Origin of the sequence: Micromonospora sonchi, assembly GCF_014646235.1 — a bacterium.
In the GTDB taxonomy this organism is placed as follows: Bacteria; Actinomycetota; Actinomycetes; order Mycobacteriales; family Micromonosporaceae; genus Micromonospora; species Micromonospora sonchi.
Genome location: NZ_BMNB01000033.1, coordinates 42998 through 63978 on the forward strand (window position 1 = coordinate 42998; position 20981 = coordinate 63978).

Annotated in this window: 18 protein-coding genes; 9 read left to right on the forward strand and 9 right to left on the reverse strand. The window is 71.9% G+C overall.

The genetic code is table 11. The annotated features are described in order from the left end of the window. Window positions 1-76: 76 nt before the first annotated feature. Entirely contained in the window at window positions 77-418 is a 342-nt protein-coding gene (locus IEY61_RS25975) for a hypothetical protein (RefSeq protein ID WP_189048906.1), read from the reverse strand. A 130-nt stretch (window positions 419-548) separates the two neighbouring features. Here IEY61_RS25975 and IEY61_RS25980 point away from each other — a divergent pair, with 130 nt between their 5' ends. Both IEY61_RS25980 and IEY61_RS25985 read left to right on the forward strand, forming a co-directional pair. Further along, window positions 549-1451: a helix-turn-helix domain-containing protein gene (locus IEY61_RS25980; RefSeq protein ID WP_189048908.1), complete on the forward strand. Its 903-nt coding sequence runs from the start codon at window positions 549-551 to the stop codon at window positions 1449-1451. After that, window positions 1448-1648 carry a DUF397 domain-containing protein gene (locus IEY61_RS25985; RefSeq protein WP_189048910.1) on the forward strand — a complete coding sequence of 67 codons (201 nt, stop codon included), beginning with the start codon at window positions 1448-1450 and terminating at the stop codon, window positions 1646-1648. The genes IEY61_RS25980 and IEY61_RS25985 overlap by 4 nt, the downstream gene beginning before the upstream one ends. A gap of 645 nt (window positions 1649-2293) precedes the next feature. On the opposite strand, the gene IEY61_RS25990 is transcribed toward IEY61_RS25985, so the two are convergent. After that, the gene (locus tag IEY61_RS25990; RefSeq protein ID WP_189048912.1) at window positions 2294-3973 is read right to left on the reverse strand and encodes a right-handed parallel beta-helix repeat-containing protein; all 1680 of its coding nucleotides are present in this window, start codon (window positions 3971-3973) and stop codon (window positions 2294-2296) included. Window positions 3974-4124: 151 nt separating this feature from the next. Between IEY61_RS25990 and IEY61_RS25995 the strand changes: the two genes are divergently transcribed. The 3 genes from IEY61_RS25995 to IEY61_RS26005 are packed head-to-tail and all read left to right on the forward strand — an operon-like array spanning window position 4125 to window position 6240. Further along, window positions 4125-4508 carry a YwqJ-related putative deaminase gene (locus IEY61_RS25995; RefSeq protein WP_189048914.1) on the forward strand — a complete coding sequence of 128 codons (384 nt, stop codon included), beginning with the start codon at window positions 4125-4127 and terminating at the stop codon, window positions 4506-4508. Beyond that, the gene (locus IEY61_RS26000) at window positions 4505-4990 is read left to right on the forward strand and encodes an SUKH-3 domain-containing protein (protein ID WP_189048916.1); all 486 of its coding nucleotides are present in this window, start codon (window positions 4505-4507) and stop codon (window positions 4988-4990) included. Before IEY61_RS25995 ends, IEY61_RS26000 begins: the two co-directional genes overlap by 4 nt. Then, complete coding sequence (locus tag IEY61_RS26005) at window positions 4984-6240, forward strand: SseB family protein (protein ID WP_189048955.1); 1257 nt, start codon at window positions 4984-4986, stop codon at window positions 6238-6240. Before IEY61_RS26000 ends, IEY61_RS26005 begins: the two co-directional genes overlap by 7 nt. A 49-nt stretch (window positions 6241-6289) precedes the next feature. Here IEY61_RS26005 and IEY61_RS26010 read toward each other — a convergent pair whose 3' ends face one another. From IEY61_RS26010 to eccCa, 5 genes are all read right to left on the reverse strand, one after another. After that, a complete protein-coding gene (locus IEY61_RS26010; RefSeq protein ID WP_189048918.1) occupies window positions 6290-6673 on the reverse strand; it encodes a hypothetical protein in 384 nt (127 codons plus the stop codon). A 186-nt stretch (window positions 6674-6859) separates the two neighbouring features. Then, complete coding sequence (mycP, locus tag IEY61_RS26015; protein ID WP_189048920.1) at window positions 6860-8164, reverse strand: type VII secretion-associated serine protease mycosin; 1305 nt, start codon at window positions 8162-8164, stop codon at window positions 6860-6862. 105 nt (window positions 8165-8269) lie between these two features. Continuing rightward, window positions 8270-10006 (reverse strand): WXG100 family type VII secretion target, encoded by a 1737-nt coding sequence (locus tag IEY61_RS26020; protein ID WP_189048922.1) that lies wholly within the window; start codon window positions 10004-10006, stop codon window positions 8270-8272. 34 nt (window positions 10007-10040) lie between these two features. Further along, entirely contained in the window at window positions 10041-10658 is a 618-nt protein-coding gene (locus tag IEY61_RS26025; RefSeq protein WP_189048924.1) for a hypothetical protein, read from the reverse strand. Between the two features lie 131 nt (window positions 10659-10789). Then, window positions 10790-14752 (reverse strand): type VII secretion protein EccCa, encoded by a 3963-nt coding sequence (gene eccCa / locus IEY61_RS26030; protein WP_189048926.1) that lies wholly within the window; start codon window positions 14750-14752, stop codon window positions 10790-10792. A gap of 169 nt (window positions 14753-14921) precedes the next feature. Here eccCa and eccD point away from each other — a divergent pair, with 169 nt between their 5' ends. Beyond that, complete coding sequence (gene eccD, locus IEY61_RS26035) at window positions 14922-16310, forward strand: type VII secretion integral membrane protein EccD (RefSeq protein ID WP_189048928.1); 1389 nt, start codon at window positions 14922-14924, stop codon at window positions 16308-16310. A 27-nt stretch (window positions 16311-16337) separates the two neighbouring features. Here eccD and IEY61_RS26040 read toward each other — a convergent pair whose 3' ends face one another. Continuing rightward, window positions 16338-17084, reverse strand: a complete 747-nt coding sequence (locus IEY61_RS26040) for an SUKH-3 domain-containing protein (RefSeq protein WP_189048930.1) — start codon at window positions 17082-17084, stop codon at window positions 16338-16340. A 139-nt stretch (window positions 17085-17223) separates the two neighbouring features. Between IEY61_RS26040 and eccB the strand changes: the two genes are divergently transcribed. The 3 genes from eccB (at window position 17224) to IEY61_RS26055 (ending at window position 19436) form a co-directional block, all read left to right on the forward strand. Beyond that, window positions 17224-18651, forward strand: coding sequence for a type VII secretion protein EccB (gene eccB, locus IEY61_RS26045; protein ID WP_189048932.1), 1428 nt, complete (start codon window positions 17224-17226; stop codon window positions 18649-18651). Window positions 18652-18805: 154 nt separating this feature from the next. Further along, entirely contained in the window at window positions 18806-19135 is a 330-nt protein-coding gene (locus IEY61_RS26050; protein ID WP_189048957.1) for a WXG100 family type VII secretion target, read from the forward strand. A 13-nt stretch (window positions 19136-19148) separates the two neighbouring features. After that, entirely contained in the window at window positions 19149-19436 is a 288-nt protein-coding gene (locus IEY61_RS26055) for a WXG100 family type VII secretion target (RefSeq protein WP_189048935.1), read from the forward strand. Between the two features lie 115 nt (window positions 19437-19551). On the opposite strand, the gene mycP (IEY61_RS26060) is transcribed toward IEY61_RS26055, so the two are convergent. After that, window positions 19552-20841 carry a type VII secretion-associated serine protease mycosin gene (gene mycP, locus IEY61_RS26060; protein WP_268240690.1) on the reverse strand — a complete coding sequence of 430 codons (1290 nt, stop codon included), beginning with the start codon at window positions 20839-20841 and terminating at the stop codon, window positions 19552-19554. Between the last annotated feature and the right edge of the window lie 140 nt (window positions 20842-20981).

Consider the following 20981-nt stretch of genomic DNA (forward strand, 5'->3'; position numbering starts at 1 on the left):
GGTTGGACCGACGATATCCCAGCCGTTCGACACCGTGCGATCCCGTCGCGACGCCGCCCTGCACGGCGGACACCGATCAGCGGGTCGAGGGCTGTGCCTGTTGCGGGGAGAGGACCTCGCTGCCGGACCAGTCGATGTACTCGTCGGCGAGGTTGCTGTCCGGCTCGCCGTCCTCGTCGAGGGTGCTGTACGAGGCGTAGAACCGGCCGAAGCCGTAGCCGCCGTTGGCGAGGGTGGCCAGCGCCCACGGCCGCAGACCGGCGGGCAGCCGTTCCGGATGCAGCCGATCCACCCTGACCCGGACGATCCCGAGCAGGTCGTACGACTGGTCGGCCGTGCCGGCGTCGAGCACGCGGCACAGCGAGAAGGCGTACGGCACCTGCTCCTCTTGATACACCCACCGACCCGTGTCTTTCATGGCTGTCTCCCAGCTTCGGGCGAAGTCTGCTTTTAGCATCGAGCAATCTCTCGCTTATATCAAGACCTGGTCCACGCGAAGGTTCACGCGTAGGGTATGGACAGTTGCCGGTCCACTCGTAGGAGTCGTCATGAATCCCAGGCAGGCGAGGTCGCCCCGGGCATCGAAGGCGTCGCTCTCCTCTCCCACAGTGCATGGCTGGGAGCTGGGCATTCGGCTCCGGGAGCGCCGGGAAGAGCTAGGCATGACAGCCGTTGCCGCCGCCAAGGCAAGCGGCATCACGCAGGCGTATGTGTCCGGAGTTGAGGCTGGCCGGGTCAAACTGCCGGCGGATCGATTGACCCAGCTCGTCAAGATCTATGAGATCGATCCGGCGGAAGCCGCTGAGCTGGAGGAGTTGCGAGTAGCCGCGATGCAGCGCGCTTGGTGGCACCAGCACTCCCAACTCTTCCCGGCCGAGTTCCTCCGATTCCTTGGTTACGAGGCCGGCGCTGAACACATTCGTAGCTACGACAATGAGCTGCTGCACGGACTGTTGCAGACCGAGGACTATGCGCGTGCGGTGATCCGCGGTGGCAACACCTACGTCCGGCTCACTGAGATTGACCGACGGGTCAGCGTCCGGATGGCGCGCCAGTCGCGGCTGACTGAGGGTCGGGCGCAACTACGGTTGACCACCGTGATCGGCGAAGGTGCGCTACGCCAACAGGTTGGTGGGCCGGTACTGATGCGTGCTCAGCTCGACCACTTGGCCACGCTGCTGATGGAACGAGCCGGGCAGGTCGATATCCGGGTCATGCCGTTTACCGCTGGAGCCCATCCCGCGCTCGGTGGACCATTCCAGATCCTGTCTTTCCCGTCGCCCCGGCTGCCCGAGCTGGTTTGGCAGGAGGTGCTTACTTCCAGCGACATCATCGATCAGTCCAGCCGGGTGGCGGACTACGTCGTCACCTTCGCCGAGGCGCGGGAGCGGGCGTTAGGCTCGGAGGAGTCGTTGGCCCTGATCCGGCGGATCGCCAAGGAGATGACGTGAACACCCCTCGTCGTGCACCCGATCGTGACTGGTTCAAGTCGTCCCGCAGTTCAAACAACGCGGCCTGTGTCGAGGTGCGGTTTGCCGGTGGCGTGGTGGGCGTACGCGATTCGAAGGACCGCTCCGGCCCGGCCCTCGCCTTCGACGCCGGTGCCTGGGCCGGCTTCCTGCACGCGCTGCAGACCGACCCGGCCTGAGCAGGCACTCCCGCCACCTCCCCCACCCCGCCCCGGCTCGCGCCGCCCTCCGGCGGCCCTGATGATCCGCGCAGTTTCGGGGAAGTTGCTGCCTCAGAGGCGTCCTGACACCGCAACTTCCCCGAAACTGCGGTGTCAGCCGGCCTCGATTCCCTGTCGCGCGGGGATCGGCGCCCGATCGCGGCGTCGCTGACAGCCGCCTAACGGCCGGTCGAGGGCGGCGTCGGCCCCACGGTGTTGACAGGGTGGATGGGTCAGCGCGCCCTTACTTCCCCACACTGCCCCCTTTGCTCTGCTTCAACCTACGCAACGGGTTCGTCGGCAAACCGTTGCGCGGAGTGAAGCAGAGCAAAGGCTTCCGCACCCCTACCCGGGGATGCCGTCGGGCTGTGCGGATGGTCGCGTTCAGGAATCAGGGGCCACAACACAGCCAAGGACCGGGTCGGCGGCACTTCCGCCACCCACCTCTCCCGATCCGGCCCTGATGATCCGCGCAGTTTCGGGGAAGTTGTTGCCTCAGAGGGGCCCTGACACCGCAACTTCCCCGAAACTGCGGTGCACCTGCTTGCCGGGGCGCCGCTGGAGCAGGGGCTGGCGGGGGGCTGGCGGGGTGTCAGCCGGTCTCGGCCCCCTGCCGCCAGGGGGTCAGCGTCCGATCGCGGCGCGCACGTCGGCGACGGTGACCGTACGCAGCTCGTCGAGGCTGGGCCGTTGGCCGGACTGGCGCAACCGCTGCGCCTGCGCCTTGCGGACCCCCTCGAACAGTTTGCGCGCCTCGCGGGCGTTGCCGAAGTTCTGATCCCGCTCGATCGTGCCGAAGTGCTCCCGGAGCACCTCCGCGACGCCGTCGGCGAGGAGGTACTCGTCGCCGCTGGCCATCCGCTGCACGATGACGACCAACTGCTCGGGGGAGTAGTTTCCGAACTCGATGGTCTTGGCGAATCGGGAGGCCAGACCGGGGTTGGCGTCGAGGAACTGAAGCATTTCCCCGGTGTAGCCGGCGGCGATCACGGCGACCTCGTCGCGGTGATCCTCCATCAGCTTCACCAGCGTGTCGATGGCCTCCTGCCCGAAGTCGGCGTTGCCTCCGGACGACCGGGACAGCGCGTACGCCTCGTCGATGAACAGCACGCCGCCGCGCGCCTGGTCGAACGCTCCGGCGGTCTTCTCGGCGGTGTGGCCGATGTACTGGCCGACCAGGTCGCGGCGGGACACCTCGCGGAACGCGCCGCCGGGCAGCGCGCCCAACGCCGCGAGCAGGTCACCGTAGATGCGGGCCACGGTGGTCTTACCGGTGCCGGGGGCGCCCGCGAAGATCAGGTGGTGGCTGACCGCGCCGACCGGCAGCCCGGCGCTGCGCCGCCACTCGTTGACCTGGATCTCGTCGATGAGGGCACGGACCTCCTCCTTCACCGACTCCAGGCCGACCATCGCCTCCAGGTCGGCGAGCAGCTTCTCCACCCGCGCGGTGTCCTGCTGGGCGGCGGCGCGGGCGGCGTCCGCGCCGTACGTGGCCTTCCGGCTCGCCGCGCCCTCCACGATGGTCGGGTTGGCTCCCTCGGCGACCTCGATCGCCGGCTGGGTGTTGTTCTCGGTGGTGCACTCCTCGACCGTGCCGTTGCAGCCGCGGCCGAAGGAGACCGCCGGGCCGCGGGTGTCGCGGATGCGGCAGCGCCGCAGCACCGGGGCGCTCTGATGCACGACGGCCACCCCGGCGTGACCGGTCTGCGAGATGTCACAGGCCTCGATGGTGGGTCGGCCGCCCTGGTAGACGTAGATGCCACGGTTGCCGCAGCGGGTCACCGTGCTGGTGCGGATCGTCGGGGCGGCTCCGATCCGCACGATGATCCCGTCCTCGCTGAGGTCGGCGAACTCGCACCCCTCGACGGTGCCGTCGGAGTCCTCCACCACCAGACCGTAGCGGCCGCCGGTGACCTGGCAGCGGGCCAGCGTGAACTCCGTACGGCCGGCCACCTGGATCGCCGCGCCGAAGTTGGCGCTCAGCTCGCACCCGATCATGGTGAGCGCAGCCCGGTCGGCCACGACGACCGGCGCGTCACCTGCCTTGAGGACGAGGTCGCGCAACTCCAGCCGACCCGAGTTGCAGGACACCGTGGGATAGGTCCCGGAGGAGGCGTCGATGGTGACCGTCCCCGCGCCCTCGGCGGCGACGATGGTGACGCCTCGGTCGTTGATGAACAGCGCCTCGTAGTAGGTGCCGGGACTCACCGACACGACAGTGTCGTCGCTGGCCACCGCCAGGGCCTCCCCGATCGAGGGGTAGGCGCCGGGCTGATCCGGGGAGACGAGAAGGGTGCGCGTCATGGCTCCGGGCTTCGTACGACGGCAGGAGGGGTTGCGCCGACGATATCCCAGGCGCCGCACACCGTGGAGGCCCGCACCGGGCGACGCTCGATAGGCTCGGGCGGAAGCGGACCGACCCCGGGTCGGATCCCCGTCGATCGCGGGAGGACGGATGGTGCAGCTGCGGATGCTGCCGCTGGCGGCGGGCGCGCTGCTGGTCGACGGCACCGTCCACACCCACACCTCGGTACGCGGCGACGTGCCGCCCGAGCTGCATCCGGTGGTCCGGCGCTTCCTGCACGGGCTGCCCACCGAGCAGCGCGAGCGTTTCGCCGACTGGTGCGCCGAGCCGGTGCTGATCTCCGACCGGCTGTACGCCGCCGAGGCCGGCGGGCCGCCGCTCGAAGCTGCCCGGGCCCGCTCGCTGCTGTGGGGCGCGAAGGTCCGCGCCACCCGCGTCCGGGAGGAGGGCGACCCGCGCCACGGCGAGACCCAGCCGCCCTGCCGATCGTGTGCGGCCCTGCTGGACTGGTTCGGCATCGAGGCACTGCCATGACCGAACGTTTTCCGTCGCTGGTGGCCGAGACCCTCGCCATGGCCGGCTGGTCACCGCAGGGGCGCGACGAGCAGCGGGCGCGCGAGTGGGCGCTGCGTATCGCCGCCGACGCCGCGCCGGACGGCCGCCAGCACGTCGTGACGGCCGCCGCCATCGAGGCGTACGCCGAGTTCGGTGGGCTGCGCGTACGCCCGCAGGGTGCGGGCGAGCAGGTCGCACCGAGCGCCTTCGACCTCGACCCGTTCCGGGTACGCCACTCGGTGGCCACCCTCGCCGAGCTGGCCGAGGCGACCGGGGCGCCGCTCACCCCGCTGGGCGAGGAGGGCGGCGGCACCGGCATCCTCGCCGTCGACGAGCAGGGCCGGGTTTTCGTACTCGACCACACCGGGGACTGGTTCCTCGGGGCGAGCGTCGACGAGGCGCTCGTCACGCTGGTGCTCGGCCGCCACCCCCGGCGGGTACGCGCGGACGGCACCTGGTGACCAGCTGGCAGCCGAGCACGGCCACCGAGCGTGCGCTCCTGGCCGCCGTCGAGGCCGGCGATCAAACGGCCTTCCACACCGAACTCGCCGCCGGTCCGCTGCTGCTGCCTGTGTCACCGACGGCAGCCGTCGATGAACCGGTCGGTTGGCCGACGGGCCGGCACGAGGGGGTGACCCACGTGGTCGCCTACACCTCGCCGATGGCGATCGCTGCCGGCCTGCCCGGACAGTCCGTCAGCTACCGGGTGTCCGCACTGGCGGACCTCGCCGTCGACTGGCCCGACGACCGCTGGGTGCTGGCGATCGACGCCGGGCTGCCCATCGGCGTCCGGCTCACCGCCGACGAACTGCGTACCCTCGCCGCCCCGGCCGTCGAGGCGGAGCGGCCGTTGCGCGAGGCGGTCCAGCGGCAGGACCCGGACGCACTGATGGCGGCGTTGCTCCGGGCCGAGCTGGTGCTACCGCTGCGGCCGGACGGCCCGGCGACGCGCGACCTCGCCGACCCGGAGTTTCCCTGGTGGGGCCTGCCCGACGAGCAGGGGCGGACGAGCCTGCCGGTGTTCACCTCGGAGGCCCGGCTGCGGCAGGCGCTGGGCGATCACGACTCGGTGGTGGTCAGCAGCCTCCAGCTGACCGGCCACTGGCCCGACTCGTCCTGGCAGTTGCTGCTCAACCCGGAGACGCCGCTGGCCGCGGCGCTGCCCGGCGAGGCGGTGTCCGCGCTGCGCGACTGGCTCGGCGAGCTGCGGCACGTGCTCGACGACGCGGCCGAGCAGGAGCGCCAGCGGCGGGTGAGCGCCGCGTACGCCGACCCGTCGACGGTGGGCGTTCCGGTGCCCCGGCCAGCTTCTGATCCCGTGGTCGACGAGGGGCCCGACCCCGACGTGCCACTGCGACTGCAACTGGTCATCCCGCACCGCTACCTGCCGTCCTACCTGGACGAGGGATACGACCGGGCGGCCGGGCTGGTGCACGCCTGGCACGGCCCGGAGCGGGACACCCCGGTACGGCTCTACCGTCGCCTGGGACTGCTCGGTGCAGGCTCGCCGTTCGAGGAGTCGGACGAGTGGGTGGCGGCGCTGCGCTGGTCGCCCGGCGAGGACACGCCGGAGGAGTGGGGTCGGGGCCAGCCCCGGATGGAGTCCCTGGTCGTGCCGGACGGCACCGAGCTGCACTGCCTGCACCACGACGGCCGCGACGAGCTGCTGGCCCGCTTCGACGCGGCCGCCCGTCGTTGGTCACCGGCCTGAGCTGCGGCACCGGCCGGGGCCAGGCCGGCACTATCGGCCGCAGCGGCGGTCAGCGACCGCGGCCGGCGAACCAGGCGCGCGCCGGAGAGCTCTTGATCAAGGCTAGCGACACACCGGCGAGCCCGCCCACGACCAGGGGTGTGACCATCGTCGGCTGATAAGTCAGCTTGCCCTGCGCCAGCAACACGACGATGACGACGACGAAGAGCCCGAAGGTGAAGCTCGCCGGCACCGCCAGGCCCTGCGCGTTGTCGCCAGTCCAGGCCATCAGGATGCCGATCGACGCGAGGAACACCACCAGCAGGGCGAGCGCGAGCACGCCCGCCCCGATGCCCACCACCAGGATCCTGCCGAGCCCGTCGCCCTCGGTCCGCAGCATCGCCAGGAAGAAGGCGATGCCGGCGATCAGCCAGGTCACGATCGCGGGCAGCATCAGCAGGGCCGCCAGGGTGACGACGGGCGGCCGCCGAGCCCGGGAATTCGACTCGGCCGCTGGCGGACCCGGGGGCGGCGAAGGTACGGCGGACGCGGGCGGCCCGTGGGGTGGGGGCGGGCCCGGGGGCGGGATCGCGCCGGGTGGGGTCGACATGGCTGCCGTTACCTCCTCAGGTCGGATCGGTCAGCCGGAAGGCCGCCGCCAGACGTCGTCCGTCGTCTCCGTCGGCTGACCGGGGCCGTGGGTGGGCGCCGCCGGGCCACCCTGCGGCGGGACGTGCGGCATCGCGGGATCGTCCCCGGCCAACTGCGGGTCCTGGTCGGCAAGCTCGGCCTGGCGCCGACGCGCTCGGCCGCGCAGCAGCATGACGGTGCCCACGACCCCGCCGACGAGCAGGATGAGTACGGCGATGATCACCGACCACACGAAGATCAGGATGCCGTCCTCGCGTTCCCGGGGGTCGGCCCACCGTTCGACCCCATCGGGTGCCGGTGCGGCGCTCGCGGTGCGGCTGCCCCGGCCGTCGGGCTCGCCGGTCAGCGCCTCCCGCAGGTCGAGCACGCCCCAGCCGTAGTAGAAGTCATGACCGGGCTCGCCCGCGTCCTTGGTGGTCTCCAGCAGCCGCTGGAACAACTGGTAGGAGGTCAGGTCCGGGTACTTGGCCTTGATGAGGGCTGCCGCACCGGCGACGATGGCGCTGCTGTTGCTGCTGCCGGTGGCGGTGCCGTACCGGCCGCCGGGGATGGCCAGGACGATGTCCTGACCGGGCGCGGCGATGTCGATCCGCAGGTCCAGGGTGCCCGGAACGGAGGCCTTCTTGCTGATCACGCCCTTGCGGTCGACGCCGTTGACCGAGATGCAGCCGGGGTGCGAGGCCGGGCTGCCGACGAGGACGTCGGTGTCGTTGCCGGCGGCCGCGACGACGACCACGTTGCGCTGGTAGGCACGCGCGACCGCGCGGTTGAGGTCGTCGTTGAAGCTGCTGGAGAGCGAGACGTTGACGACGTCCGCGCCGTTGTCGACCGCCCAGTCGATACCGGCGGCCAGCGCCGCCGGTGCGATCAGCGGGCTCCGCTTACCTTTGATGGTCACCGGCAGGATCTTGGCTTTCGGCGCGATGCCGAGCACCCCGTTCCGGTTGCCCGGCCCGTGCCCGTGGCCGGCGATCAGCGAGGCCACGCCGGTGCCGTGCCCCTCCCGCTCCCGGTCGACCTGCCCCAAGCTGTCGTCGTCGTAGAGATCGACGCCGGGCAGGACATTGTCCTTCAGGTCCGGGTGTTTCGCGTCCACCCCGGTGTCGATCACCGCGACCACGATGCCCTCACCCTGGGTGACTTTGTGCATCTCGGCGAGTTCGAGGGTCTTGACATGCCACGAGTCGTCCCGGACGGAGTCCGCCAGTGCCGGCGCCGCGGGCAGGGCCAGGGCCGCCAGGACGCTCACGGTGCTGAGCGCCGCGGCAGCCGCCGATCGGGTGAGGACATGCATGCCCGCCTACCTTCCTCTGTGGTTCATGGCGGTACGGCCGGGGATGGACGGTCACCGCATGGTACGGGCCGGCCACCCAAGGTGGATTGACCGGCCCGTTCGACGTCAGCCCTGGCCGAGCGCCCGGCCCTGTTCACGGGGGCGGTGCTCCGTCGGTGCCTCGACGACGCCGACCGCCGAGGACTCGGTGGCCCACAGTTCGTCGTCGCCGTCGCCGTACTCCCAGGTCTCCTGCTCCACGTCCCGCTGCCCGCCGTTGCGCTGGCCCGGGGCAGCCGACCCACCGCGCCGGCCGCCGAGCGACGGTGCCGGTCCGGTGGTCGGTGCCGGCCGCCCGGTGCCCGTCCGGCCGCTCAGGCCGGGCCGACCGCCGCTGGTTGGGGCGCTCGGCCCCGCGGCCGGAGGGCTGGCCGGTTGGCCGGAACGACCGGTCAGCGGGGATCCGATCCTCGGCGGGGTGCCCGGGGTGGCGCCGCGCTGGCCGGGGCGGGCGGTGGAGCCCGGCAGGCGCGGGCTCGACGGCGGCGGGGTGGCCGATGCCCCCGGCCGGGCACTGGCGGGTGGCCGGGCCGGACCGGCGCCGGGGGCGCCGGTGTTGCCCGGCAGGGTCGGACGGCTCGGCGCGGGGCCGCGTCGGCCACCGCCCGGTGCTCCGGACCCGCTGCCCGGACCGCCGGCGCCGGGCAGCGTAGGACGGTTCGGCGCCGGGCCGCGGCTGGTCGGTGCGCCGGGGCCACCCGAACCCGGCAGGGTGGTCCGGGGTGCGTTCGGCCGGGCTCCCGGATTCGGCGAGGCCGGACCCGGGTTGCCGGGGCGAATTCCTGGTCCGCCCATCGGCGGAACGGCCGGGCCGGGCGCCGTGGGCGCGTTCGGCGCGGAGGTGACCGGTGGCGGGGTGGGCGCCGGCGCGGGAGGCGCGGTGACCGTGGCGCCGCCGGCGAGCCCGACGCCGTCCGGCACGTTCGGTGGTGGCATGGCGGGCTGGTTCGGCCGATCGCCCAGGTCGGGCTGGTTCGGCTGATCGCCCAGGTCGGGTCGGTTCGGCTGGTCGCCCAGGTTGGGCCGGTTCGGCATGTCGGGCCGGTTCGGCATGTTCGGTCGGTTCGGGCCCGGCCCGCTCGGGGGCGTGCCCGGCTGCGGTGCACCCGGTCTGCCCGGCCTGGGCACGTTGCCCGAATGACGGACGACCGCGTCCGTCGGGCCCTTGAACTTGCCGCCCCGGGAGAGGTTCGAGATGTAGACGTCGATGTACAGGTCGGCGAGCGGCTTGACGATGTTCTTGGCGCGCTGGTGGAAGTCCTTCTGCACCTCGTCGTACGACTTGTGCTTGTCGCCGAAGATGTCGCCGAAGGTGATCTTGGCTTTGTCCTTCTCGAAGATCTCCTGCTGCCGCTTCTGCTCGGCCTGGTACTCCTTCCAGAGCTCGGTCATCTGGCGCTGGCTGGACGCGATCTTCCCGGCCAACTGCTCCAGGCCGGTGGCGTTGTTGCTGGCCACGGTCTTCCACTCGTCGAGCGAGTGCAGCGTGGCGCCCACCCGCGACATGAACTCCCGAGCGGCCGGCGAACTCCACTTCGCGTCCAGCGAGTTGGCGTGGCGCTTGAGGTTGTCCCGAGTGGATTCGAGCAGGCTTGCCGCCCGGCGCCACATCTCGGCGAGCGCCGTGGTGCGTTCGTCGCTCTCTTTGCGGACGTGCTCCCACATCGTCTCGATGTTGACGTCGTCCCACGCCGTGGGCTGGTACGGCGTGGCCTGCGCGGCCCGCTCGGCCGCGTAGTCGTCCGACACCCCGGCGTACACGGGATAGCTGATCGGCTTGAAGCCGTAGTAGTCGTCCGTCATCCCCGCTCCTCAGTACCCGCGTCCCTGCCGCCAGTCAGCGCCGGCCGGACTGGTCCATCCGGAAGTCGTCCCCGTGCATGCGCTGGTCCTCGCCCGGGATCTGGTACGCGCCCGGCCCCTCACCCACGGTGTCCGGCTTGGTCCATTCCGGGGCCTCTTCCCGCTTATCCTCGACGGTGCAGGAGTCCATGCCGTAGTAGGGGCCGACGACCTCCGGGTTCTTGGCCTCCGCCGGGACTTTGTCGGCCGGGTCGCCCTTCTGCTGCCAGGCGCCGCTGAGGGTGTCCTGGCCGTCGACCGCCTGGAAAGCGTTGTAGACGTCGTCGTTGGTCGCCTGGGCCAACGCGTCGCCCATCAGGTACTCGGCGGAGATGGACAGGGCCGCCGTGCTGAGCGCGGTCAGGCCCTTCATCACGTCACCCATCAGGTGGGACACGGCCATCCGGCTCTCGTCGTGCCGTCCCCGGAAGAACGCGGCCTCCTTGAGCCCGCCTCGGCCGAACGGCGCCTGCACGGTGAGCATCGGGCTCACGCCGTTCTCGTAGCTGGGCACGAAGTTGGTCTTCAACTCGTTCTGGATCGCCTGCGCGAAGTCCTTCAACTGGTTGACGTCGACGTCGATGTTTTCGTTGACGAGCCACTCGCCGCCCATGATTCCTCCCCCGATGCCTTACCCGGTGCTGGCGCGGCTGACCCTCGTCGTGGCAAATCGAGGGGTCGCAGCCGCGCACCGTGCGTCCACTCTGGCCGACCGTAGGTCGATCGGGCAACCCCGTACGCCGCTCACGAGCGTTGCGGAAGGTTCACCAGCTGCACCAACCGGGTCCCGCCGCGCCGGGACACCAACCAGCCACGGCCGGGCGGTAGCGGTCCGGGGCGGACGGTGCCGAGCAGCACCCCTTCGTCCCGGTTGCCGGACATCACGATGCCCGGCGTGCTGATCTCGCGCAACCGCATCAGCACCGGCTCGTAGAGCGCCCGGCTCGCGCCGCCGGTGCGGCGGGCGATGACCAGGTGCAGGCCGATGTCCCGGGCCTGGGGCAGGAATTCCAGCAGCGGGGTCAGCGGATTGCTGCCCGCTCCGGCGACCAGGTCGTAGTCGTCGACCAGCACGTACAGGTCGGGGCCCTTCCACCAGTCGCGGGCCCGCAGCCGCTCCGCGCTGATGTCGGGCGGGGGCAGTCGGTCCCGCATCACTGCGGCCACCTCGGCCACGATGCCCTCGGTGACCTGTGCGGTGGACCCGTAGCCGATCAGATGCGGCGTGTCGATGTCGCCGAGCAGGCTGCGCCGGTAGTCGACGATGACCAGCCGTGCCTCGGTCAGCTCGTGCCGGTCGACGATCGTCTGCGCGAGCGCCCGCAGGAAGGTGCTCTTACCCGACTCGCCGTCGCCGAAGAGGATGAAGTGCGGGTCGCCGGCGAAGTCCAGGTGCACCGGCTGGAGGTCGACCTCGGCGATGCCGATCGGCACCCCGGGGCGTCCGGTGCTCGGCAGGCTGCCGTAGGGGACGGTCGGCGGAAGCAGGCGGATCGGCGGGGCCCCCGGCCCCTGCCAGGCAGCGGCCAGATCGGTGACCAGTTTGCGGGAGCCCTCGGGCAGGCTGTCGGCCTCCTGCGCACCGTCGGTGCGCGGCAGCGCTGCCAGGAACTGCTGCCCGTCCGGCGTGATGCCCCGGCCCGGTGACTTCTCCGGCACGTTCATGGCCGCACGGCGGTCCAGGTTGGAGTCGCTCGGGTCGGCCAGCCACAACTCGAGCCGGGTGCCGAAGACGTCCCGGACGGCCGGGCGCAGGTCCATCCAGCGTCCGGCCGTGACGATCAGGTGGATGCCGAAGGAGAGCCCCCGGTTGGCGATGTCGTTGATGGTCGCCTCCAGGTCCTCGAACTCCGCCCGCAGCGTCGACCACCCGTCGATGACGAGGAAGATGTCGCCGAACGGGTCGTCGTTGTGCTGACCGTGCCGGCGAGCACGCCGGTACGCGGACATCGAGTCCACGCCCCGCTCGGCGAAGCGCCGCTCCCGCTCACCCATCAGCAGTTGCAGCTCGGCGATGGTGCGGCGGACCAGGCCGGCGTCGAGGCGGGTTGCCACCGAGCCGACGTGCGGCAGGTCGCGCAGCGACGACAGGGCGCTGCTGCCCAGGTCGAGGCAGTACACCTGCGCCTCGCGTGGGGTGTGGGTGAGCGCCAGCGACGTCACGATCGTCCGCAGCAGGGTGCTCTTGCCGCTCTGCGGACCGCCCACGATCACCGCGTGGCCCGCCGCGCCGGCCAGGTCGAACCAGAGCACGTCCCGGCGCTGTTCGAACGGCTTGTCGACGATGCCGACCGCCACCTGCAACTCGCCGAGCAGACCGGCGTGCGCCACGGTGATCCCCCGGGCCGGGTCGGCGGTCAGTGGCGGCAGCATCTGGTCCAGCGTCGGCGGCTCGGCGAGCGGCGGAAGCCAGACCTGGTGGGCCGGCTTGCCCCGCCCCACGAGCCGTCCGACCAGAATGTCCAGCACGCTCTCGCCGACCCCGTCGGCCGGCTCCGACGCCTCCTCCTCCTTCGGCGTACGGGTCACCGGCGGCGCGACGTAGGTGGTGCTGTACTCGCGTACCTGGTCCCCACCGCCACCGGCCGCGACGGCCGCGGCGGTCTTGCCCCGAAAGACGCCGGAGACGTACGCGGCCTTGAACCGCACCAGCGGCTCGGTGCCGAAGCGCAGGTAACCGTGGCCCGGCGAGCGGGGCAGCTCGTACGCGTCGGTGGCGCCGAGCACCACCCGGGACTCCATCGCCGAGAAGGTCCGCAGACCGACCCGGTACGACAGGTGGGTGTCCAGCCCGCGCAGCCGGCCCTCCTCCAGCCGCTGCGAAGCCAGCAGCAGATGTACGCCCAGCGACCGGCCGACCCGGCCGATCTGCACGAACATGTCGATGAAGTCGGGCTTGGCGGTGAGCAGCTCGGAGAACTCGTCGCAGATGATGAGCAGGCTGGGCAGCGGTGCCAGCGGGGCGCCCGCCGCCCGGGCCTTCTCGTAGTCGCGCTGCGAGGCGTAGTTGCCCGCCGCGCGGAGCAGCTCCTGGCGGCGTACCAGCTCGCCGTTGATCGCGTCGGTCATCCGGTCCACCAGCGGCAGCTCGTCGGCCAGGTTGGTGATCACCGCGCTGGTGTGCGGCAACCCGTCGAGCCGGGTGAAGGTGGCGCCACCCTTGAAGTCGACCAGGACGAAGTTGAGACTCTCCGAGGAGTGCGTCGCCGCGAGCGCCAGCACCAGGGTGCGCAGCAGCTCGGACTTGCCGGAACCGGTGGCGCCGATGAGCAGCCCGTGCGGGCCCATGCCGTCCTGCGCCGACTCCTTCAGGTCCAGCTCGACCGGTGCGCCGTCGGCACCCAGGCCGATCGGCACCCGCAGCCGGTCGCGGTTGGGGCGCGGCTGCCAGGCCCGGTCGACGTCGAACTCGTACGGGTCACCGATGCCGAGCAGCTCTTCCAGGCCCAGTTCGGTGGCGAGCGGGCTGTCGCCACTGGCCCGGGAGGCGGCTGACAAACGCAGCGGGGCCAGCTGCATCGCCAGCGCCTCGATCTCCGCCAGCCGGCAGTCGTCGGCCCGGCCGATCTCCGCCGGCCCGTCGACCGTGGTGCTGTGCAGTTGGCGGTCCGCCGTCGCGTCGAGCACCAGTCGCGCCCGGTCGAGCAGGCGCGGCGGCGCGGTGGAGAGATCGAGCAGCGTGACGCCCTCCACGCCGCCCTCGGTCATCAGGTGGTCCGAGCCGGCGGTGTCCCCGCCGTCGATCACCACCAGCACGTGTGGCCCGCCGACCTGTGCCGCGCCGCCGCTGGCGTTGAACCGGGGCCGGCTGGCCAGCACGTCGTCGAGCATCGCCTCCAGGCCGGTGACCGAGCCGGACACCAACCGCAGCTGGCCGAGCGCGTCGGTACGCGACGGGTGCAGGGCGTGCGGCAGCCACTTCGTCCACTCCCAGTGCGCCCGCCGGTCCGGCGAGACGCAGACCGCGACGAGCATGTCGTCGGGCGCGTGGAACGCGGTGGCCTGGGCCAGCATCGCCCGGACCATGCCCAGGGCGGCGTCGTCGTCGCCGCGCAGGTACACCCGCGCGAAACCGTTCAACGCCATGGTCACCGGCAGGTCCGGCACCTCGCCGTAGGTGGTGAGGAAGCGGCGCAGGGCCAGCGCGCACATCGGCTCGAGCTTCTCCAGCGAGGTCGCCGGCGGTGGCACCAGCGGCGTGGCCAGCTCCTGCGGCCCGAGACCGATGCGTACGGTGGCGAAGTCCACGTCGCCGCGACGGCGCTCCCACAGCCGTGGCCCGAGCGGCAGGGACCAGAGGACGTCCGGATCCGGGTGCCGGTAGAAGGCCGCCTCACGCTGCTTGCGGATCGTCTTGAGCACCCGGCGGCGCTGGCGCGACAGGTGCGTCATGTATTCCCGACGCTTCTGCAGCATTTCCTGCTTGCTCGGCCCACCGGCATTGTTGGTCAGCTGGGAGCCGAGCATGCCGATGGCGGAGAGCCCGAACAGGCCGCCGGTCACATAGCCCAGAGTCGAGCCACCCCGACCGGCGAACATCAGCGCCATCGCGAAGGAGCCGGCGAGCATCGGCAGCATCATCATCATCTGCCCCCACCCCTTGCCGCTGGGTGGGGGCACCTCGGGCGGAGTGTCCAGCAGCACCTCGCCGGAGGGGTACTCCGGCTCCGGCTGCCGAGCGGGTCGCTTGACGACCACCGTGCTCACGTGACAGACCTCCGTTGCCTCTCGTGGGCGTGGCGGACACGCCCGGCACCCCCGCACGCTCGGCCACCGTCGTGAACCGGCACCCGCGTCACCGGCACATGGTAGGTAGCCTTCTCCCGTCAAGGACAGCCGCGGGCCGTCGGCCCGCTCCTCGTACGAGGGGTCGTCAGTGGTCACCCAGACCGGAACCGGACTCGCGCGTATCGCCATCGTCGCCCCCAGCCGGCGGCTTGATCTCGCCTTCCCCGAGCACCTGCCGCTCGTCGGGCTGCTGCCCGCGGTGCTGCGGCAAGCTGACGAGGAACCGTCGGACGGCACCACCCACGGTGGATGGTCGCTGCGGCGCACCGACGGCAGCGTCGTCGACCTGACCCGTACGCTGGCCGCGCAGAACGTCCGCGACGGCGAGACGCTGCACCTGATGCCCCGCCGTACCGATTGGCCGGAGCTGGCGTACGACGACCTGATGGAAGCGGTCGCCGACGGCGCCCGGCGGCGCGGTGTGGCCTGGACCCCGTTCGCGACCCGGCTGACCGGTCTGATCGTGGCCGGAGTGCTGCTGCTGCTCGGCCTGCTCGTGATCGTGACGTCCGAGGAACCCGGCTGGCTCGGCGGCGCGGTCGCGCTCGGCGCCGCCGTCCTGCTTCTGCTCTGCGGGATCGTGCTGTCCCGGGCGATGGCCGACTCCCTCGCCGGCGCGGTCGTCGCCGCCGCCGGCCTGCCCTACGCCTTCGTCGGCGGCGTTCTGGTGATCGGTGACGGCGAATCGGTGTGGGCGCTGGGTGCGCCGCACATCCTCCTCGGTTCGGCCGTGCTGCTGTTGTGCGGGCTGCTCGGCCTGCTCGGCGTCGGTGACGCGACCCGGGTGTTCGTGGCCGCGGTCTTCGTCGGCTTCTGGGGCATGGTCGGCGGACTGTTCGCCCTCGGCTCCATGGACGCCGCCCAGGGCAGCGCCATCGTGATCAGCGTGGTGGCCCTGCTGTTGCCGGCCATGCCGCTGCTCGCCGTGCGGCTGGGAAAGATGCCGATGCCGGCGCTGCCGCGCACCGCCGAGGACCTGCTGCGCGACGAGCCGCAGCCGAAGCGGGAGATGATCTACCAGGCCACCGCCCGGGCCGACGAGGTGCTCACCGGCATGATCTTCGGGGCGTTCCTGGTCACCATCGCCTGCCTGGTCGTGCTCAACGTGACCGGCACGCTCTCCGCCCTGCTGTTGGCCGGGGTGATCTCGCTGGGCTACCTGCTGCGGGCCCGGCTGGTGCCGACCGTCCGGCACCGGGTGCCGATGCTCGCCGTCGGCCTGGCGGGTCTGGGCCTGCTGCCGCTGGTCGGTGCCGCCGACGCGTCGACCGCCGGGCGGGTGCTGGCCGTGCTGCCGGTGGCGCTGGTCGCGGCCGGGCTCTCGGCCGCCGCCGGGCTCGCCTACAGCCGGCGTGCGCCGTCGCCCCGGCTGGCCCGGCTCGGCGACGTGTGCGACATCCTGCTCCAACTTGCCGTGGTGCCGGTGGCGTGCAGCGTGCTGGGCCTGTACGCGTTCATGCGCGCCATCAACGGCTGACCCGACCCGGGACGGCCGGGTCGGTGGTCACCAGTCGCGGTCGCTGGCCTCGGCCATCGGGCCACCGCGGATCAGCTTGACGATGGCGGAGTCGATGTCGGGCCCGACGAAGAAATCGTCGGCCCAGTGCAGCATGAAGACCCGTCCCTGCGCGTCGACGACCAGCTCGGACGGGCCGTCCTCGTTGTTGCCGAGCGGGTAGACCGGGTTGTCGTACTCCTCGGCGAAGATCCGCGCCGACTCGGTCAGCACCCCGCCCCGGGTGGGGTGGACATAGGTGGTGAAGCCGCCGCCGAGCCGGCCGCTGCGGCCGAACTGCGGCAGCCGCAGGCCACCGAACTCGACCAGCGCCGCCCGCGCGACCGGCGGACACTCCAACCCGGCGAGGTCGTCGGCGAAGCGGACCATCCAGTGGTCGACCGCCGACGTGACGTCCCGGCCGGGAAACCAGCCGGCCGTCTCCAGAACGTGCCGCACCTCGGGCGGGAACCGTCCCTCGGCGGCCCGGCGTCGCGCGTACCGCTCGGCGAGCATCTCTGCGGGCAGTGCCGGCCACTGGGACAGCTCGCCGGTCTCCCGGTCGATGACCGCGCGGGGATAGCCGGTGGATGGCGGTGGGGCCGGCGGCCCGTCGGTGGCCGGCGCAGCCGGTTCGGCCCGCCAGGCGACGTAGCCGAGGTCGAACTCGTGCAGGAACACCTCCGGCGCGGGCCCGGGGCTGCCCGCCTGCGCCCATTGACGGGCGATCGTCAGGGCCTCGTCGCGACTGATCATCGAGCGACTCCTCGGGCTGCCGTCGTCGGCTCCACCGGCCGACGCCGGATGCGGGCGTCGCGGTGCTGGACGCCGTGCATATGGTAGGCACCGCGGTCCGGGCATTCGCGGCCGCCGGCGTACGCCACGGGAGGGTGCCATGCCGTCGCGGCGGGACCAGGTCCAGTCGTACCAGTTCTTCGTGCAGCGGATGACCTCCGCGTTGGTGGCACGTGAGCCTGACCCGGAGTCGGCACCGTTCCGCCGCCTCGGTGGTGCCGGCTTCGCCAGTGTGATGGTGGCCGTGCTCTGCCTCGCGGCGGTGGGCGTGTACGGACTGCTGCGTCCGGGCGGCGCCACGAAGTGGAAGGACGGCGCCGCGGTCATCCTGGAGAAGGAGACCGGCACCCGGTACCTCTACCGGGAGGGTCGGCTGCACCCGGTGGTCAACTACGCCTCCGCCCTGCTGGCCATGGAGGCGGCCGCACCGACGGTCTCGGTCTCCCGCAATTCGCTCGTCGGTACGCCCCGGGGCCCGCGGATCGGCATCCCGGACGCCCCGGACGCGTTGCCGGCGCCGGGTCGGATCCTGGATGGACCGTGGACCCTCTGCACTCAGCCGGCACGCAACGCGGCCGGCGGAATCGTCGCCACCACCGTGCTCACCGTCGGGCGGGCACCGACCGGTGGCCGTGAACCGGGTGACGCCGGGCTGCTGGTCCGCGACCGCAAGACCAAGCGCCTGCACCTGGTCTGGCGCGACCACCGGTACGAGATCCGAAACGAGAAGATCGTGCTGGAGGGCCTCGTATTAAGCGCCGAGCCGGTGGTGGAGGTCGGCGGGGCGTGGCTGAACGCGCTGCCCGCGGGCGAGCCGATCGCTCCCCGCCGGGTGTCCGACCGGGGTGCCTTCTCGACCGCGCTGCCGGACGCCCGCGTCGGTCAGGTCTTCATGGTGAAGAGCCAGAACGACAGCCGCCAGTACTACCTCGCCGAGCGGGAGCGGTTGGTCCCCATCACCCCCGTGCAGGCGGATGTGCTGCTGGCCGACGGGGAGACGCAGGCGGCGTACCCGGACGGGGCGAAGCCGGCCCCGATCGAGCTCGCTGCCGGCGCGGCGGCAGCCGCGCCGAAGGCGTCGGCACCGGAGCCGGGACGCCACCGCGCACCGGAGCAGCGGCCCGAGATCGCCCGGCTGAGCGGCGACAAGCCGGCGGTCTGCGCCGCCTACCAACCGGACCAGAACGAGCCGACGGTGCTGCTCGACGCGCAGGTCCAACCGGTACGCGAGCCGGTGCGCACCGGTGAGCAGACCGGCGACGGCATCCCGCTGGCCGACCGGGTGGTCATCGAACCCGGCTACGGGGTGCTGGTCGCCGCCGTTCCGTCCCCGGAGCAGGAGACCGGCACCCTCAATCTGGTCACCGACCTGGGTTACCGCTACCCGCTGGCGGGCGAGGGGGTGCCGGCGATGCTCGGCTACTCGCAGGTGCAACCGGTGCGCCTGCCCGCCAGCCTGGTGGTCCGCCTTCCCGCCGGTCCGGCCCTCGATCCGACGACCGCGAAGCAGGCCCTCGACCCGGAGTGAGCGGCCAGCCACATTGGAGGGTGGTCGGACACCGGTCTAGCGTCGGTTGGACAGGACGGTTACCGTTTCGAATGACGATGGTGCGTGAGCGCCGACTGACAGGCCGCCCCCGGACAGGCGGGGCGATCGAACGAGGACGGGGGTGACTTCCGCCATGTCGATGCGTACCGACACCGGCTTGATGCTGAAGACCGAGGGTGACGTCGATGCCGTCGCCGACCGGCTCACCGGCAACCTCAACTCGCTGATGGACCAGCTCGCACCGCTCTACGACCAGTGGAAGGGTGCTGGTGCGGGTTCCTTCCAGCAGGTTCGTGAGCGGTTCGACCAGGACATGGCCCGGCTCAACGTCGCGCTGCGCGCGATCGCCGAGGCCGTCGGTTCGTCCGGTAAGGACTACGACGTCAGCGACGAGGAGATCCGGGCCGACATGGACAGCGCCGGTGCGACCGCCGGTCAGATCACCGCGGCGCTGAAGCTCTGACGGGGGGTTCGTAATGGAGATTCGCTACAACTTCGCTGGCCTGAACGGGGCGGCGGATGCCTGCAGCAGTTCGGTCCGGAACCTGACCAGCGAGCTGGACGGGCTCAAGTCCGGCATCGCGCCGCTGCTGGCCACCTGGGACGGTGACGCCCGCGAGGCGTACTTCCAGCGGCAGAACGAGTGGGAATCCGCCGCCAACGACCTGCGTGACCTGCTCAGTCGGATCGAGAAGGCGCTGCGCGAGTCGGCGGCCAAGATGCAGGCCCGCGAGGCGGCCAACCGGGCCAAGTTCGGCGGCTGAGCCGCAGACGTACCACCCGATGGCCCGGCCCACGGCCGGGCCATCGTCGTTTCCTCCATCGCCGGGCGCGGGCCGCCGGACGGCGACCCGCCGCCATGCCACCGACGGGCCGGCGTCAGCCGCGTGGCGTCGAGGTCGGCACCCGGAAGAAGATTTCCTCGGGCTCGTCGATCTCGGGACCGGCGGGAGGTGGCGCGGCGGGCCGCGTCGGCCGCCAGCGGGTACGCCTGCCACGCGGCAGCATCGCCGCCAACGCCGCCACCCCGACCGCGAGCGCGGCCAGGGCCAGGCCGACCCAGAGCGCGAGCCGGCCGAAGAGCGCCCAGCGCTCGGCGCGGGCCTGCGCCGCCGCGTCCTGGGGCACCTCGGGCAGGGGTGGCTGAGCGACCGGCTTCGCGGTGGTCAGCCGTTCGGTGACCGCCCGGTACGGATTGAGCATCCCGCTGCCGTAGCCGCGGGACGCGTCGCCCCGGGCCGGATCCGCGGTGGCCAGCAGCCGACGGGTGACCTCCTTCGCCGACAGGCCGGGCTCCGCCGAGCGGATCAGTGCGGCGGTCGCGCTCACCATCGGCGTGGCGAAGCTGGTGCCGTCGTACACGTTGTGACCGAACACCCGGGTCGCGGCAACCACCGCCCCACCCGGGGCCACGATGTCCACGTACGGCCCGATCTGCGACTGCCGGACCCGGGCGCCGTGCTGGTCGACGGCGCCCACACCGATCACCCCGTCGTATCCGGCGGGATAGGGCACCGGATCGGGACGGGCGCCGTCCTGATGCAGGTTGCCGGCGGCGGCGACCAGCACGACGTCCTTCTCCAGGGCGTACCTGACCGCCTGCTCGACGTCCGGATCCGGGTGGTAGAGCGTCACCGACATGTTGATCACATCGGCGCCGTCGTCGACCGCGCGTTCGATCGCCTGCGCGAAGACCGCGCCGGTCACCGTGTCGCCGTCCTTCTCGGTGGCGATGCGCTCGCTGACCCGGATCGGCACGATCGTGGCGTCCGGCGCCAGACCGTGGAAACCCACGCCCTCCTGTCGTTCGGCGGCGATGATGCTGGCGACCGCCGTGCCGTGCGAGACGCAGTCCACGTCGCCACCCGGTGCATTCCGCAGTGCGTCGAAGCCGGTGGTGACCCGCCCGGTCAACTGCGGATGGCTGCTGTCGGTGCCAGAGTCGATCACCGCGACCCGGACCCCCGCGCCGGTGCTGAAGGGCCACACCCGCTGCGGCGCGAGCCACCGCTGATGCCAGGGGGTCTCGGTGTTGACCTGTCCCGGATCGCTCGGATTCTGGCAAACCGCCGTCGCGGCCCGGGCCGGTGCCGGTGCCGGGACCACCACCGCCGTGGCCAGTACCGTTCCCACCAGGGCAAATGCCGCCATAGGACGGTCGCGGACCATTCGTGCTCACCTCCGGTCGACCGGTGCCGGTGCATCCTAACGACGAGCGGGCACCGACCGCCCATTCCAATGTCGCCCGGATTCAGTATGGTCGAGTCGGCACGCCCCGCCGTGGGCGTGACGTGCGCATGCATCGAGGG

Coding starts and splice junctions, on each gene's coding strand:
- IEY61_RS25980 (WP_189048908.1), top strand. CDS start 549: ATGAATCCCAGGCAGGCGAGGTCGCCCCGGGCATCGAAGGCGTCGCTC.
- IEY61_RS26040 (WP_189048930.1), bottom strand. CDS start 17,084: ATGATCAGTCGCGACGAGGCCCTGACGATCGCCCGTCAATGGGCGCAG.
- IEY61_RS26055 (WP_189048935.1), top strand. CDS start 19,149: ATGGAGATTCGCTACAACTTCGCTGGCCTGAACGGGGCGGCGGATGCC.
- IEY61_RS25990 (WP_189048912.1), bottom strand. CDS start 3,973: ATGACGCGCACCCTTCTCGTCTCCCCGGATCAGCCCGGCGCCTACCCC.
- IEY61_RS25995 (WP_189048914.1), top strand. CDS start 4,125: ATGGTGCAGCTGCGGATGCTGCCGCTGGCGGCGGGCGCGCTGCTGGTC.
- IEY61_RS26000 (WP_189048916.1), top strand. CDS start 4,505: ATGACCGAACGTTTTCCGTCGCTGGTGGCCGAGACCCTCGCCATGGCC.
- IEY61_RS26010 (WP_189048918.1), bottom strand. CDS start 6,673: ATGCTGCCCGCGATCGTGACCTGGCTGATCGCCGGCATCGCCTTCTTC.
- IEY61_RS26050 (WP_189048957.1), top strand. CDS start 18,806: ATGTCGATGCGTACCGACACCGGCTTGATGCTGAAGACCGAGGGTGAC.
- IEY61_RS25975 (WP_189048906.1), bottom strand. CDS start 418: ATGAAAGACACGGGTCGGTGGGTGTATCAAGAGGAGCAGGTGCCGTAC.
- IEY61_RS26020 (WP_189048922.1), bottom strand. CDS start 10,006: ATGACGGACGACTACTACGGCTTCAAGCCGATCAGCTATCCCGTGTAC.
- mycP (WP_268240690.1), bottom strand. CDS start 20,841: ATGGTCCGCGACCGTCCTATGGCGGCATTTGCCCTGGTGGGAACGGTA.
- mycP (WP_189048920.1), bottom strand. CDS start 8,164: ATGCATGTCCTCACCCGATCGGCGGCTGCCGCGGCGCTCAGCACCGTG.
- eccB (WP_189048932.1), top strand. CDS start 17,224: ATGCCGTCGCGGCGGGACCAGGTCCAGTCGTACCAGTTCTTCGTGCAG.
- IEY61_RS26025 (WP_189048924.1), bottom strand. CDS start 10,658: ATGGGCGGCGAGTGGCTCGTCAACGAAAACATCGACGTCGACGTCAAC.